Annotated in this window: 14 protein-coding genes and 2 pseudogenes; 12 read left to right on the forward strand and 4 right to left on the reverse strand. The window is 68.1% G+C overall.

What is annotated here, in order from left to right:
- Positions 1-117 (reverse strand): annotated as a pseudogene (locus HMPREF3115_RS32945) (acetyl-CoA C-acetyltransferase); the annotation flags it as partial.
- A gap of 256 nt (positions 118-373) precedes the next feature.
- On the opposite strand from HMPREF3115_RS32945, the gene HMPREF3115_RS27885 reads away from it, so the two are divergent.
- Entirely contained in the window at positions 374-1,159 is a 786-nt protein-coding gene (locus HMPREF3115_RS27885; protein WP_006397278.1) for an IclR family transcriptional regulator, read from the forward strand.
- 25 nt (positions 1,160-1,184) lie between these two features.
- Here HMPREF3115_RS27885 and HMPREF3115_RS27890 read toward each other — a convergent pair whose 3' ends face one another.
- Entirely contained in the window at positions 1,185-2,507 is a 1,323-nt protein-coding gene (locus HMPREF3115_RS27890) for an MFS transporter (protein ID WP_070556995.1), read from the reverse strand.
- Positions 2,508-2,560: 53 nt separating this feature from the next.
- Complete coding sequence (locus HMPREF3115_RS27895) at positions 2,561-3,748, reverse strand: M20 aminoacylase family protein (RefSeq protein WP_070556997.1); 1,188 nt, start codon at positions 3,746-3,748, stop codon at positions 2,561-2,563.
- A 196-nt stretch (positions 3,749-3,944) separates the two neighbouring features.
- Between HMPREF3115_RS27895 and HMPREF3115_RS27900 the strand changes: the two genes are divergently transcribed.
- From HMPREF3115_RS27900 to zwf, 4 genes are all read left to right on the forward strand, one after another.
- Positions 3,945-4,580: an acrylate utilization transcriptional regulator AcuR gene (locus HMPREF3115_RS27900; protein ID WP_070556999.1), complete on the forward strand. Its 636-nt coding sequence runs from the start codon at positions 3,945-3,947 to the stop codon at positions 4,578-4,580.
- A 42-nt stretch (positions 4,581-4,622) separates the two neighbouring features.
- Positions 4,623-5,606 (forward strand): acrylyl-CoA reductase (NADPH), encoded by a 984-nt coding sequence (locus HMPREF3115_RS27905; RefSeq protein WP_070557001.1) that lies wholly within the window; start codon positions 4,623-4,625, stop codon positions 5,604-5,606.
- Positions 5,607-5,709: 103 nt separating this feature from the next.
- Complete coding sequence (locus HMPREF3115_RS27910) at positions 5,710-6,288, forward strand: peroxidase-related enzyme (RefSeq protein WP_053298162.1); 579 nt, start codon at positions 5,710-5,712, stop codon at positions 6,286-6,288.
- Positions 6,289-6,578: 290 nt separating this feature from the next.
- Positions 6,579-8,054, forward strand: a complete 1,476-nt coding sequence (gene zwf / locus HMPREF3115_RS27915; protein WP_006397286.1) for a glucose-6-phosphate dehydrogenase — start codon at positions 6,579-6,581, stop codon at positions 8,052-8,054.
- Between the two features lie 52 nt (positions 8,055-8,106).
- On the opposite strand, the gene HMPREF3115_RS27920 is transcribed toward zwf, so the two are convergent.
- Positions 8,107-9,054 carry a LysR family transcriptional regulator gene (locus tag HMPREF3115_RS27920; protein WP_006408757.1) on the reverse strand — a complete coding sequence of 316 codons (948 nt, stop codon included), beginning with the start codon at positions 9,052-9,054 and terminating at the stop codon, positions 8,107-8,109.
- A 101-nt stretch (positions 9,055-9,155) separates the two neighbouring features.
- Between HMPREF3115_RS27920 and HMPREF3115_RS27925 the strand changes: the two are divergent.
- The 7 genes and pseudogenes from HMPREF3115_RS27925 to HMPREF3115_RS32950 all read left to right on the forward strand — a co-directional run.
- Positions 9,156-9,272 (forward strand): annotated as a pseudogene (locus tag HMPREF3115_RS27925) (MFS transporter); the annotation flags it as partial.
- 130 nt (positions 9,273-9,402) lie between these two features.
- Positions 9,403-10,209, forward strand: a complete 807-nt coding sequence (dkgB, locus tag HMPREF3115_RS27930; protein WP_070557013.1) for a 2,5-didehydrogluconate reductase DkgB — start codon at positions 9,403-9,405, stop codon at positions 10,207-10,209.
- Positions 10,210-10,276: 67 nt separating this feature from the next.
- Positions 10,277-11,392: an alkene reductase gene (locus tag HMPREF3115_RS27935; protein ID WP_070557003.1), complete on the forward strand. Its 1,116-nt coding sequence runs from the start codon at positions 10,277-10,279 to the stop codon at positions 11,390-11,392.
- Between the two features lie 39 nt (positions 11,393-11,431).
- On the forward strand, positions 11,432-11,761 hold the full coding sequence (locus HMPREF3115_RS30545; RefSeq protein WP_227747526.1) for a hypothetical protein: 330 nt from the start codon (positions 11,432-11,434) through the stop codon (positions 11,759-11,761).
- Positions 11,762-12,051: 290 nt separating this feature from the next.
- The gene (locus HMPREF3115_RS27940) at positions 12,052-13,440 is read left to right on the forward strand and encodes an NCS2 family permease (protein ID WP_006406768.1); all 1,389 of its coding nucleotides are present in this window, start codon (positions 12,052-12,054) and stop codon (positions 13,438-13,440) included.
- A 237-nt stretch (positions 13,441-13,677) separates the two neighbouring features.
- A complete protein-coding gene (locus HMPREF3115_RS27945; protein WP_006397293.1) occupies positions 13,678-14,598 on the forward strand; it encodes a LysR family transcriptional regulator in 921 nt (306 codons plus the stop codon).
- Between the two features lie 227 nt (positions 14,599-14,825).
- Positions 14,826-15,228: transporter substrate-binding domain-containing protein (locus HMPREF3115_RS32950; RefSeq protein ID WP_256276454.1), on the forward strand; the 403-nt coding region annotated here is incomplete at its 3' end.

The following is a 15,228-nucleotide window of genomic DNA, read 5'->3' on the forward strand; positions in this document are numbered from 1 at the left end:
TTCGACGAGCGCCTTCAGCGGCACCGCGCCCAGATCGTCGGCGCGAACGTCTTTCAGCGCACCGCCGTAGCGGCCGATCGGCGTACGAATCGCATCACACAGAAAAGCTTCGGTCATCAGTGTCTCCTGTCGGCCGGGCAGCGCGCTGCGCGAACGCCGGCTTCATCAAGGCTGGGAAATGAACAGGGCGCGCCCCTTGCATTGCCCGCCGGGATGCGCTTAAATGTTCTATATACGAACATAAGATCGTGTATCGAACGTTCAGCACATCATAGGGAGTGCGGGGACGACCTGTCAAGCGCGCGGTCGGCCGTGCGGTTGGCGCGTCGCGCCCGGTACGCTATCTTCTCGGCTGCACCTATTCCGACTGCTCATGACCACCGAAGACATTCAGAAACCCGGCGATTCCTACGTCCAGTCGTTTGCGCGCGGCCTCGCGGTGATCCGCGCGTTCGATGCGCAGCGTCCCGAGCAGACGCTGACCGAAGTCGCGTCGGCCACCGGCCTCACGCGCGCGGGCGCGCGCCGCATCCTGCTCACGCTGCAGACGCTCGGCTACGTCGAGGCCGACGGCCGGCTGTTCCGGCTCACGCCGAAGATTCTCGAACTCGGCTTCGCCTATCTGACGTCGATGCCGTTCTGGAATCTCGCGGAGCCCGTGATGGAACAGTTGTCCGCGCGCATCCACGAAAGCTGTTCGGCCGCCGTGCTCGATCGCACCGAGATCGTCTACGTGCTGCGCGTGCCGACGCACAAGATCATGACGATCAATCTGTCGATCGGCAGCCGGCTGCCCGCGTACTGCACGTCGATGGGCCGCGTGCTGCTGTCCGCACTCGACGACGCGGCGCTCGACGAGACGCTCGCGCAGAGCGGAATCCGCGCGCACACGCCGCGCACGATCACCGATCCGGCGGAACTGAAGGCGACGATCGCGCAAGTGCGTCAGCAAGGCTGGGCCGTCGTCGATCAGGAACTCGAAGTGGGGCTGATGTCGATCTCCGCGCCGATCCGCAACCGGCGCGGGCAGATCATCGCCGCGATGAACATCAGCGGCAATGCGCAGCGGCATACCGCGAAGCAGATGGTCAAGGAGTTTCTCGGCCCGCTGCAGGAAGCCGCTCAGACCGTGTCGGAGCTGGTCGCGCGGCGCGGGTGAGCGCGCGCCGCGCGTGCGTGCGGCGTCAGTCCATCGATTCGTGCGCGGTCTCGCGCAGCATCGCGACCGCGATCAGCGACAGCACGACGCACGCGGCGACGTAGCCGGCGGGCGCAAGCTTGCTACCCGTCACCTTCACGAGCCAGGTCGCGATCAGCTGCGCGGTGCCGCCGAACAGCGTCACCGCGAGCGCATAGGCGATCGAAATGCCGGTCGCGCGCACGTGACGCGGCAGCGATTCGCACATCAGCGCCATTTCCGACGCGGAGCCGAGCGAATAGAACAGCAGCATCAGCGCGGTCAGCGGCAGGATCACCGACAGCGACGGATGATGGTTCATCAGCCAGAACGCCGGGAACAGCGATGCGACGAGCACGCCGCGCCCGACGAAGATCGGCAGGCGGCGGCTGCCGATGCGGTCCGACAGCCAGCCGAACAGCGGACACGTGACGAGCATCACGCAGCCCGACGCAACGCCGACGAACATCGACAGCTTCATCGGCAGCCCGAGCGTATGGATCGCGTAGGTCGGCATGTAGAACGTCAGGATGTACGTCGACACCGTGCCGCCCATCACCGTCAGCATCAGCAGCAGCACCGTGCGCGCGTGCTTCGAGAACAGCTCGCGCAGCACGCCGCGTTCGATCGCGTGATGGCGGTCGGCGGGCGCATCGTCCGCGAGCCGGCGGCGCAAAAACATGCCGACAGGCGCGATCAGCACGCCGACGAGAAACGGCAGGCGCCAGCCCCAGCTTTCCAACGCGGCCTTCGTCATCGTGTTCGACAGCAGCGCCGCGAAGCCCGAACCCATCAGCGCGGCGCCGCCCTGCGTCGCGAGCTGCCAGCTCGCGCGGAACGCGCGGCGCGACGCGCCGCCTTGTTCGAGCAGCGTCGAGGTCGCCGCGCCGAATTCGCCGCCTTGCGAGAAGCCCTGCATCAGCCGCGCGCAGACGACGAGCAGCGGTGCAGCCACGCCGATTTGCGCATAGGTGGGCGCGACCGCGATCAGCCCGGTGCCGACCGCCATCAGCATGATCGTCAGGTTCAGCGCGGCCTTGCGTCCCTTGCGGTCGGCGTACACGCCGAGCACGACGCTGCCGAGCGGCCGCGTGAAGAAGCCGGCCGCGAACGTCGCGACCGACAGCAGCAGCGACGTCGTCGCATCGCTCGACGGAAAGAACAGCTTGCCGATCAGCACCGCGAAAAAGCCGTACACGGTGAAGTCGAAGAATTCCAGCCAGTTGCCGATCACGGCCGCCGCGATCGCGCCGCGGCGCGTGCCGGCCGGCGCGCCGACGGCCATCGCCGCGGCGTGTGCCGGGTGCAGCGCGACAGGGTCTTTCTGCATCGTTCACGTCTCCTTGGAACGCGGCCCGACGCACGGGCCGCCCGCGTGTGCGGTCACTGCGCGAGATAACGCTCGACGAGGCGCGCCCAGAACGCGGCGCCGATCGGCAGATTGCGGTCGTTGAAGTCGTACTTCGGGTTGTGGACCATGCAGCCGTCCTCGCCTTCGCCGTTGCCGAGCCGCACGAACGAACCGGGCCGCTGCTGCAGCATGAACGCGAAATCCTCGCTGCCCATCAGCAGATCGGCCTGCTCGACCACCTGCGCGTCGCCGACGAGTTCGCGCGCGACCTGCGCCGCGAAATCCGTTTCGGCATCCGTATTGACGACGACCGGATAGCCTTCGATGTACTCGACCTGCGCCGTCGCGCCGTAGCTCGCGGCCTGCGTTTCGGCGAGTTCGACGATGCGGCGCTTCAGCAGCGCGCGCACGTCGGGGCTGAACGAGCGCACGCTCAGCTCGAGGCGCGCGCCGTTCGGAATCACGTTGTTCGCGGTGCCCGCGTGCATCGATCCGACCGTCACGACCGCCGGCTGCCCGGGATCGACGTTGCGCGCGACGATCGTCTGCAGCGCCATCACGATGCTCGCCGCGACGACGACCGGGTCGACCGTCAGATGCGGACGCGCCGCATGGCCGCCGACGCCTTCGATCGTAATGACGGCCTTGTCGCCGGCCGACATGAACGGCCCGCGCCGCGTGAGAAACACGCCCGGCGCCGCGCCCGGATGGTTGTGCATGCCGAACACGGCGTCGCACGGGAAGCGTTCGAACAGGCCGTCGTCGATCATCTTCTTCGCGCCGCTGTCGACGCCATGCTCTTCCGCGGGCTGGAAATACAGATGCACGGTGCCGGAGAAACGGCGCGTCTTCGCGAGATGCTGCGCGGCGCCGAGCAGCATCGTCGTGTGGCCGTCGTGACCGCATGCATGCATCTTGCCGTGCGTCGCGCTCGCATACGGCAGGCCGGTCGCCTCGACGATCGGCAACGCGTCCATGTCGGCGCGGATGCCGATGCTGCGCGCGCCGTCGCCGACGCGCAGCGTGCCGACCACGCCGGTCTTGCCGACGCCGCGCGTGACCTGCCAGCCCCACTGCTCGAGCTTGTCCGCGACGAGCGCGGCCGTGTCGTGCTCCTCGTACGCGAGTTCGGGGTGACTGTGGATGTGATGGCGGATCTCGCGCAGCGCGCCGGCGGCGGGCAGCAGATCCTCGATTTCGGTGAAGCGGGTGTCGGTCATCAACGGGCTCCTGCGGAAGGTCGGCGGCATGCGCTCGGCGCATGCGGAAAGCGAGCCACTATATCGAGCCGATATCGGTTCAATAAGATGCGGAATTTTTCACCGAGATAAGATTTTTTAATCGCGGGTTAACGCCAATACGGATCGACGCCGCGCGCCGTTTTATTTTTGAGACGAACGGTCTATTATTCGGCGCATGGACACATGCACCGAACTGCCACGCCGTCGCGGCAGGCCGCCGAAGCAGCACGACGACCTCGTCGCGACGCGCGACATGCTGCTGCGCACGGGGCTCGAGATCCTGACCGAAAAGGGTTTTTCGTCGACCGGGCTCGACGAAATCCTCGGCCGGGCCGGCGTGCCGAAGGGTTCGTTCTATCACTACTTCGACAGCAAGGAAGCGTTCGGCCTCGCGCTGATCGACCGCTATGCGGAATTCTTCGCACGCAAGCTCGACCGCCACTTCGGCGACGCCGAACGCGCGCCGCTGCAGCGCCTGCGCGCGTTCGTCGACGATGCGCGCGACGGGATGGCGCGCTACGACTATCGGCGCGGCTGCCTGATCGGCAATCTCGGTCAGGAAATGGGCGCGCTGCCGGAAACCTTCCGCGCGCGGCTGCAGGCGACGTTCGAAGACTGGCAGCGCCGCCTCGCCGACTGCCTGCGCGCCGCGCAACAGGCCGGCGAACTGTCGCACGCGGCCGCGCCGGCCGAGCTCGCCGCGTTTTTCTGGATCGGCTGGGAAGGCGCGGTGCTGCGCGCGAAGCTCGAACGCCGCGACGCGCCGCTCGTGCTGTTCGCGCAGCATTTCTTCGACGCGCTGCGTCGCTGAATCTTTTCATTGACTGGGCGACCGCGCCAGAAAGGAGAACACGTGTTCCACGGCATCCTGATCGACAAGGACGAAACCGGCCAGCGCACGCGCGTGCAAACGCTCGACGACGCGCAATTGCCCGACGGCAACGTGACGGTGCGCGTCGCGTATTCGACGCTGAACTACAAGGACGCGCTCGCGATCACGGGCAAGAGCCCGGTCGTGCGCCGGTTTCCGATGGTGCCCGGCATCGATCTGGTCGGCGAAGTCGAAGACAGCGCGCATCCCGACTATCGCCTCGGCGACCGCGTCGTGCTCAACGGCTGGGGCGTCGGCGAAACGCACTGGGGCGGCCTCGCGCAGAAGGCGCGCGTCGACGGCGACTGGCTCGTGCCGCTGCCCGACGCGTTCTCGCCGCAGCAGGCGATGGCGATCGGCACGGCCGGCTACACCGCAATGCTCTGCGTGATGGCGCTCGAACGGCACGGCGTGCGCGCCGGCGACGGCGACATCGTCGTGACGGGCGCGGCGGGCGGCGTCGGCAGCGTCGCGACCGCGATTCTCGCGCGGCTCGGCTATCGCGTCGTCGCGGTCACCGGGCGCCCGGAAGACGGCGACTATCTGCGCGCGCTCGGCGCGGCCGAGATCCTCGATCGCGCGCAGTTCGGCGCGCCCGGCAAGCCGCTCGGCAAGGAACGCTGGGCCGGCGCGGTCGACGTGGCCGGCAGCCACGTGCTCGCGAACGTCTGCGCGACGACGCGCTACCGCGGCGTCGTGACCGCATGCGGGCTCGCGGCCGGTATCGACTTCCCGGCGACGGTCGCGCCGTTCATTCTGCGCGGCGTCACGCTGGTCGGCATCGACAGCGTGATGTGTCCGCGCGACGAGCGTCTGACCGCATGGCGCCGCCTCGCGACCGACCTCGACGTCGCGAAGCTCGGCGACATCGGCCGCGAAGTCGGCCTCGCCGACGCGATCCCGCTCGCCGACGAGCTGATCCGCGGCAAGGTGCGCGGCCGCGTCGTCGTCGACGTCAACGCCTGATCGCGCCTTGCATCTGCGCCGCCCATCGCGCTTTGCGGCCGCGGCGACGCTGGGCCGCGCCGCGCGCGACCTGGCCTGCACCATTCCGACGAGGAGAGAACCCATGAGCACCGCCACCCCCGCCCCCGTCAGCCGCTTTCCCGTGCCGGCGCTGGACGATCTGCCCGACGACATTCGCGCGCGGATCGCCGCCGTGCAGGAGAAGTCGGGCTTCATCCCGAACGTGTTCCTGACGCTCGCGCATCGCCCGGAGGAGTTCCGCGCGTTCTTCGCGTATCACGACGCGCTGATGGACAAGCCCGGCAATCTGACCAAGGCGGAACGCGAAATGATCGTCGTCGCGACGAGCAGCGCGAACCAGTGTCAGTACTGCGTGATCGCGCACGGCGCGATTCTGCGCGTGCGCGCGAAAGACCCGCTGATCGCCGACCAGATCGCGACGAACTACCGGAAGGCCGACATCACGCCGCGGCAGAAGGCGATGCTCGACTTCGCGATGAAGGTGTCGCAGGCTGCGCAGCAGGTCGGCGAAGCCGACTTCGACACGCTGAAGTCGCACGGCTTCACCGAAGAGGACGCGTGGGACATCGCGGCGATCTCGGCGTTTTTCGGCATGTCGAACCGCATCGCCAACGTGACCAACATGCGGCCGAACGCCGAGTTCTACGCGCTCGCGCGCTGAGCGCACGTTAGGGGCGACAAACGCGGCCGGCGCGGCGCTCGCGCGCGCACACACGGCCGCACGACGCGCGCCGCCTGATGCACCATCCCGGCGCACGCGGCGCGCAAACCGGTGCCGGATCGCCGCCGGCAGGGTCGCCGGCGCACGCGGAACGCGAAGACACGCGAACACAGACGCGATCGGTCAAAAGCGTGCACTATTAGCACTTCGCCGCACCGACGCCGGACGCTTCGGCGCCCGGCCGTTTCGACGTCCGTTTCACGTTCCCCGTTTCAGATCGCGAACCACCCATGACGAATCAGCCTACTCAGACCGCAGCCGACCGGCCCGTCGACATGATCATCTTCGGCGGCGGCGGCGACCTGGCCGCCCGCAAGCTGCTGCCCGCGCTGTACATGGCGCACCTGCACCGCAACCTTCCGCCCGACACGCGCATCATCGCGGTCGGCCGCCGCGACTGGGGCATCGACGGCTACCGCAAGTTCATGGACGAGCAGTCGCGCCCGTTCATCGACGAGAAAGCGTTCGACGCCGACGCGTGGCGCCGCTTCCTCGACCTGTTCCAGTACGTGCTGATCGACGTGAACGCGCCCGACGACTACGCGCGGCTCGCGGCCGCGTCGCGCGACGGCGCGATCCGCGTGTTCTATCTGTCGACGTCGCCGGAGCTGTTCACGACGATCTGCGACAACCTGTCGGCCGCGCATCTCGTCGATGCGCACTCGCGCGTCGTGCTCGAAAAGCCGCTCGGTCACGATCTCGCGTCGGCGAAGGCGATCAACGATTCGGTCGGCAAGCATTTCGAGGAATCGCAGATCTACCGGATCGACCACTATCTGGGCAAGGAAACGGTGCAGAACCTGATGGTGCTGCGCTTCGGCAATCCGATCTTCGGGCCGCTGTGGCAGGCGCCGAGCATCCGCAGCGTGCAGATCACGGTCGCGGAGACGGTCGGCGTCGGCAGCCGCGCGGGCTTCTACGACCATACGGGCGCGCTGCGCGACATGGTGCAGAACCACCTGCTGCAGCTGCTCTGCATCGTCGCGATGGAGCCGCCCGTGTCGCTCGACCCCGACGCGGTGCGCGACGAGAAGCTGAAGGTGCTGCGCTCGCTGCGGCCGATGTCGCTGTCGGACGTCGCGCGCGACACGGTGCGCGGCCAGTACACGGCCGGCGCCGTCGACGGCCAGCCGGTCAAGGGCTACCTCGAGGAAGAGAACGTGCCGCCGGACAGCCGCGCGGAAACCTTCGTCGCGCTGCGCGCCTATATCAACAACTGGCGCTGGGCGAACGTGCCGTTCTTCCTGCGCACCGGCAAGCGGCTGCAGCGGCGTCAGTCGGAAATCGTGATCGAGTTCGCGGACATGCCGTTTTCGATCATCCCGAGCGGCCCGCGCCACTACGGCAACCGCCTCGTGATCCAGCTGCAGCCGGAGGAGTCGATCCAGCTGCAAATGCTCGCGAAGGAGCCGGGCAGCGGCATGAACATGGTGCCGGTGAGCCTGAACCTCGATCTGCAGCAGGCGATCCCCGAGCGTCGCGCGGAAGCGTACGAGCGGCTGCTGATCGACGTGATCCGCGGACGCCTCACGCACTTCATGCGCCGCGACGAGCTCGAAGCCGCGTGGACCTGGGTCGAGCCGATTCTCGACGGCTGGCAACAGCTCGGCGACCGGCCGCGGCTCTATACGGCCGGCACGTTCGGGCCTGCCGCGTCGTCGGCGCTGCTCGCGCGCGACAACATGTCGTGGTCGGAAGAAGCGTGACGCGGCGCGCGGCCGAGCCGGCGCGCGACGCGCGTCGCGACCGGCGCGGCCGCTACGACGGACTCAACCATGCGGCCTTGCGCCGCGACGGCGCGCTGCCGGCCGCCGCTGCGCCGCCGCCGAGCGCGTCGACCAGATAGTCGACGAACGACGCGATCCGCGACGAAATCGCCGTGTTGCGGTAGTACACCGCGTTGATCGGCTGCTGCACGTCGAGCGTCTGCCGCGCGAGCACCTGCACGAGGCGGCCCGCGTCGCGATCGTGCGCGGTCATGAAATCCGACAGGCATACGATGCCCGCGCCGTCCAGCGCGAGCTGCCGCAGCGTCTCGCCGCTCGACGACCAGATCGCGGGCTCGATGCGCTGCGGCTCGCCGTCCGCGCCGAGGATCGGCCAGACGTTCAGCGACTCCGGCTGCGTGAAGCCGAGCAGCGTGTGCCGGCCGAGATCCTCGACCTTGCGCGGCAGCCCGTGCGCGTCGACGTACGCCGGGCTCGCGAGCATGCGCAGCCGGCTGCTGCCGATGCGCCGGCTGTGCAGCGTCGAATCCTTCAGCCTGCCGATCCGGAACGCGACGTCGGTACGCCGTTCGAGCAGATCGATGATCCCCTCGTTGCTGTTCAGCTCCAGTTCGACCTTCGGAAAGCGTTCGCGGTAGCCGCGCACGAGCGGCACGATCACGTGCAGCATGAACGGCGTCGCCGCGTCGACGCGCAGCCGCCCCGACGGCATCTCGCGCCGCGCGAGCATCTGCTCCTCCGCGTTTTCGACCGATTCGATGATCGCGCGCGCATCCTGCAGGAACGCGCGCCCTTCTTCGGTCAGTTCGAGCCGGCGCGTCGTCCGGCGCAGCAGCGTCGTCTTCAGCTTCTCCTCGAGCCGCGCGAGCGTGCGGCTCGCGGCCGACACCGTCAGATCGAGCTGCTGCGCGGCGGCCGTGATCGAACCGGTGTCGACCACGGCCGCAAAGGCCTGGAGTTCGTCGAGCGTGATCTTCATTGTTGATCTGAAATCAAAACAATTTGGTTTATAGACGAGTTTTTCCGCAAAAGTAAAGCCGCCACACTGCGATCCGTCCTCACTGGAAACCGGATCCCATCATGCCACTCGCATTGCTCGCGCTGACCATCAGCGCCTTTGCCACCGGTACGACCGAATTCGTGATCGCCGGGCTGATCGCGACGATCGGTGCCGATCTCGGCGTCGGCCTGCCTTCGCCCGCGAAGCCGCGCCCGATCCTTGATTCCGAATCAAATATTTTTGTCCGCTAACGGCGTTTATCTCACGAGTCCGACGGACCACAATGATTCCCGTAGCGACACCGTTCCATCCATCCAGGAGCCCATGATGAACCCCATTCCCGCATTCGGCCTCGGCACGTACCGCCTGAAGGGCCAGGTCGTCATCGACTCGGTCCGCAACGCCCTCGAACTCGGCTACCGCGCGATCGACACCGCGCAGATCTACGGCAACGAAGCCGAAGTCGGCGAAGCGATCGCCGCATCCGGCGTGCGCCGCGACGAGTTGTTCCTGACGACGAAGATCTGGGTCGACAACTATGCGCCGGACAAGCTCGCGCCGAGCCTCGAGGAAAGCCTGCGCAAACTGCGCACCGACTACGTCGACCTGACGCTGATCCACTGGCCGGCGCCCGACAACGGCGTACCGCTCGCGACGTTCATGACGGCGCTCGCCGACGCGCAGGCGAAGGGCCTCACGCGCAGGATCGGCATCTCGAACTTCAACATCGCGCTGACGAAGGAAGCGATCGCGGCGGTCGGCAAGGACGCGATCACGACGAACCAGATCGAACTGAGTCCGTATCTGCAGAACCGCAAGCTCGTCGAATTCCTGAACGCCGAAGGCATCCACGTGACGTCGTACATGACGCTCGCGTACGGCAAGGTGCTCGGCGACCCGGTGATCGGCGCGATCGCCAAGCGCCACGATGCAACGCCCGCACAGGTCGCGCTCGCATGGGCGATTCAGCTCGGCTACTCGGTGATTCCGTCGTCGACGAAGCGCGAAAACCTCGCGAGCAACCTGCTCGCGCAGACGCTGCGTCTGACCGACGACGATATGGCGCAGATCGCCGCGCTCGAGCGCAACGGCCGCGAAGTGGACCCGGCCGGCCTCGCGCCGAAGTGGGACTGAGCGTCCCGCCCGTTATCGAATCGAACCGTCCGCGGCCGTGCGCCGCGGCAACCGACAGGACACCCTCATGACCCAGGACCCGCTTTTCCAACCGCTTCGCCTCGGCGCGCTGACGCTGCCGAACCGCATCGTGATGCCGCCGATGACGCGCTCGCGCGCGAGCCAGCCCGGCGACGTCGCGAACGAACTGATGGCCGCGTACTACGCGCAGCGCGCGAGCGCCGGGCTGATCGTCAGCGAAGGCACCTACATCGCGCCGCTCGGCAAGGGCTACGCATGGACGCCCGGCATTCACACGCCCGCGCAGGTCGCCGGCTGGCGCAAGGTGACGGACGCCGTGCATGCCGCGCAGGGCCGCATCTTCGCGCAGCTGTGGCACGTCGGGCGGCTGAGCCACACGAGCCTGCTCGGCGGCCGGCAGCCCGTGTCGTCGTCGCCGCTGCAGGCGAAGGGCGTGAACGTCTTCATCGCCGGCGAAGACGGCAGCACGCCCGGCTTCGTGCAGGCGTCCGAGCCGCGCGCGCTGACCGTCGACGAGATCCGCGACATCGTCGAGCAGTATCGTGCCGCCGCGCGCAACGCGATCGAGGCCGGCTTCGACGGCGTCGAGCTGCACGGCGCGAACGGCTATCTGGTGAACCAGTTCATCGATTCGAACGCGAACACGCGCACCGACGCGTACGGCGGCTCGCTCGAGAACCGGCTGCGCTTCCTGCGCGAAGTCACGCAGGCGCTGATCGACGGCACCGGCGACGCATCGCGCGTCGGCGTGCGTCTCGCACCGCTGACGACGCTGAACGGCTGCGTCGACGACGATCCGGAAACGACCTATCTCGCGGCCGCGAAGCTGCTCGGCGAACTCGGGATCGGCTATCTGCACATCGCGGAAGCCGACTGGGACGACGCGCCGCTGATGCCGGTCGAGTTCAAGCAGCAGCTGCGCGCCGCGTTCCCGGGCGTATTGATCTACGCCGGCAAATACACGGCCGAGCGCGCGCGTGAAGCGATCGCGGCCGGCTGGGCGGACCTGATCGCGTTCGGCCGGCCGTTCGTCGCGAATCCGGACCTGCCCGAGCGCCTGCGCACCGGCGCGCCGCTCGCGCTGCACGACCGCAACACGCTGTTCGGCGGCGGCGCGCAAGGGCTGACCGACTATCCGACGCTCGCGCAAGCGGCCGCGTAGGGAACGCGAGGACGCCGACACAAACGCCATGCGCGCTGCATGAACGCCATGTATGCGGCGCTCGCGCCGATTCCCGCCGAACCTTGGGACGCGCTGACGGCCGAGCGCCGGATCGTCGATCGCGCGCCGACGCCGGCCGGCGCCGCCCGACGCGAACCGCTGTGCGATGCGTGCGCGACCATGCACGCATCGCGCGCGCCGATGCGCGAAACGTCGCCGGCCGACGCGCCGACGCGCCAACGCGCCTACCCACCGACGCACCGGCCCCCAACCGAAAGCCGCTCAATCTCCCCTCCTCCCTTCCGCCGCCCCCGCAACCGACCCCGCCATCCGCGCGCCCAAATAGTCGCCTTAACGAATCCGATCTAGGCGTATACACGCGTTTTCTCGCGACGATGCCCCGCCGCACGCCGATATAAGCGCTGCGACATGCGCTGCATGCTCGTCGCCCAATGGGACGCGGACAGGCGTTCGCCTACTCTTCGCTACGGCAAAGCGCAGGTGACGCGGCCGCCCCGCATGCGTGGTCCGACGCGACCCGGGCGACCGCCGCGATGCGAATCGTCCCCACGACGATGCCGACATTCCAACCAGATACGAGACACCCTGACGACGGCGCGCAACGCGCCGTTTCAGCACGCTGATAAAGGAGCAAGCTCATGAGTGATACCCCGGTGCAGCCGACGGTCGGCGTCGGCACGGAAGAAAACGACTTCGGCACGCCGGGCGTCATCGACCGGTATTTCGGCATATCGACGCGCGGCAGCACGCAGCGCCGCGAGATCGTCGCGGGCGTGACGACGTTCCTCGCGATGGTTTATTCGGTATTCGTCGTGCCCGGCATGTTCGGCAAGGCCGGCTTCGACACGAGCGCCGTGTTCGTCGCGGTCTGCCTGACGACCGCGTTCGGCTCGCTGCTGATGGGCCTGTGGGCGAAGCTGCCGATCGCGATCGGCTGCGCGATCTCGCTGACGGCATTTACCGCGTTCGGCCTCGTGCTCGGCAAGGGGCTGCATCCGACCGTCGCGCTCGGCGCGGTGTTTCTGATGGGTCTCGTGTTCACCGGCATCTCGATCACCGGCGTGCGCTCGTGGATCCTGCGCAATCTGCCCGCGGGCGTCGCGCACGGCACCGGCATCGGCATCGGCCTGTTCCTGCTGCTGATCGCGTCGAACGACGTCGGCCTCGTGATCAAGAACCCGGGCGCCGGCCTGCCGGTGTCGCTCGGTCAGATCACCGCGTTCCCGGTCATCATGTCGGTGATCGGCCTGGCGGCGATCTTCGGCCTCGAGAAGCGCCGCGTGCCGGGCGGCATCCTGCTCGTCGTGATCGCGATCTCGCTGTTCGGCCTCGCGTTCGATCCGGCGGTGAAGTACCGCGGCGTCTTCGCGCTGCCGTCGCTGAGCACGCCGGGCCATGCGTCGCTGATCGGCGCGATGGACCTTCGCGGCGCGCTGTCGATGGCCGTGCTGCCGAGCGTGCTCGCACTCGTGATGACGGCCGTGTTCGACGCGACCGGCACGATCCGCGCGGTTGCCGGCCAGGCCGGCCAGCTCGACGAAAACGGCCGCATCGTCAACGGCGGCCGCGCACTGACCGCCGATTCGGTCAGCTCGATCTTCTCCGGCTTCCTCGGCGGCGCACCGGCGGCGGCCTATATCGAATCGAGCGTCGGCGTGGCCGCCGGCGCGAAGACCGGTCTCGCGGCCGCGGTGGTCGGCCTGCTGTTCCTCGTCGTGATGTTCTTCTCGCCGCTCGCCGCGCTCGTGCCGTCGTACGCAACCGCGCCCGCATTGATGTACGTCGGGCTGCTGATGCTCGGCAGCGTCGCGAAGCTGCATATGGACGACATGGTCGACGCGATGTCGGGGCTCGTCTGCGCGGTGTTCATCGTGCTGACCGCGAATATCGTGACGGGCATCATGCTCGGCTTCTCGACGCTCGTGATCGGCCGCGTCGCGAGCGGCGAATTCCGCAAGCTGAATGCGGGCACCGTGATCATCGCGGCCGTGCTCGTCACGTTCTATCTCGGCGGCTGGGCGATCTGACCACGACCCGCGCGTGCCGCAGCAGCGGGCGGGCATCCCGATAACGACGTCTCCTCCACCCTCATCGTCGAGGGACTCCGGGCCCGGAAACGCAGGTTTCCGGGCCTTTTTTGCTGCGCCGACGGCCGCACGCGACGCGCGCGGCGCGCTACCCTATCGATCTTCGCACCGCCGCCCGCGGCGAGCCGGTCCCATGCACCGGCCGCCACCGGGCGCGCCCGCTCCCGAACCCGACCGATGACGCGCATCCGAAATCACCTGAACGTCGCGCAACTGCAGGCCTTCGTCTGCGCCGCGCATCACAAGAGCCTGCGCGCCGCCGCGCGCGAACTCGGCGTCACGCAGCCGGCCATCACGCATACGATCCGCGAGCTCGAAACCGCGCTCAACGCCGAGCTGCTCGTGCGCAGCGTGCGCGGTGTCGAGCTGACCGCCTGCGGCCACGCGCTGCTGCCGCGCGCGGAGCAGCTGCTCGGCGACATGCGCCGCACGCTCGAGGCGGTCGAACAGGTGAAGGGCGAAATGTCCGGGCGCGTCGCGGTCGGCACGATGCCGTCGATCGCGCTGACTGCGCTGCCGCATGCGGTCACCGCGTTTCGCCGTGCGATGCCGAACGTGAGCCTGCATCTCGAGGAAGTGACGGTGCCGGACGCGCTCGCGCAGCTGCGCAACGGCACGCTCGACATCGCCGCGATGCACCACGTGCCGGCGCTCGACCGCGATTTCACGCAGTCGCCGCTACTGTCGACCGAGTTCGTCGTCGCGATGCGCGACGGCCATCCGCTCGCGCACGCGCGCCGTTTAGAGGAATTGCTCGACGCCGAGTGGATCGTCACCGTCGGCGCCGAGCAGTTTCCGCACAGCGTGATGACGGCGATGTTCGACGCGCGCGGGCTGCCGCTGCCGAAGCGCCTGCTGCGCTCGCCGATGTCGTTCGCGGTCACGCTGGGGCTCGTCGCGCGCTCGGACGTGATCGGCTGCTTCACGCGCCCGCTCGCGGCGATGGTCGCGCCGCTCGGCATCCGCACGGCCGAGCTCGACGACGCGATGCCGCGCTTCGACCTGTCGATCATCGCGCGGCGCGACCTGCTGCCGACGCCCGCCGTGTCGCAGTTCATCGCGTGTCTGCGGCGCGCGGTCAACGAAACGCTCGGCTGAAGCGTTCCGGAAGGCAGGCACGCGCGACAAGTCGCCGCGCGGCCGCCCGATCCGGTATCGGGGCATGTCCTAGGCGCCGCGCCGGTATTTTGTCTTGATAATCTTGCGCACGTCGCGCGCCCGCATCGGGCAGGCGAAACGGACAGTCCGACGCGAAGCCGCGCCGGGCCGAAGGCTTACGGCGCGGCACAACCGCGCACCCATCGAACAAAACGAGGAGTCACCGAGTGAAAAAGATTCTTGCGGCTGTGACCGTTGCCCTGCTCGCCGTATCGGCCGGCAGCGCATACGCGAAAGACTGGACGACCGTGCGGTTCGGCGTCGACGCGAGCTACCCGCCTTTCGAGTCGAAAGACGCGAGCGGCAAGGTGGTCGGCTTCGACGTGGATCTCGGCAACGAAATCTGCCGCCGCCTGAACGCGAAGTGCGTGTGGATCGAGAACGACTTCGACGGGATGATCCCGGCGCTGAAGGCCCGCAAGTTCGACGGCGTGCTGTCGTCGATGTCGATGACGCCGGCGCGCCAGGAACAGATCGCGTTCTCGTCGAAGCTGTTCAACACGCCGACGCGCCTCGTCGCGAAGAAGGGCTCGGGCCTGATGCCGACGGCCGAATCGCTGAAGGGCAAGT

It is taken from the genome of Burkholderia sp. HMSC10F09 (assembly GCF_001806955.1).
Lineage (GTDB): Bacteria > Pseudomonadota > Gammaproteobacteria > Burkholderiales > Burkholderiaceae > Burkholderia > Burkholderia multivorans.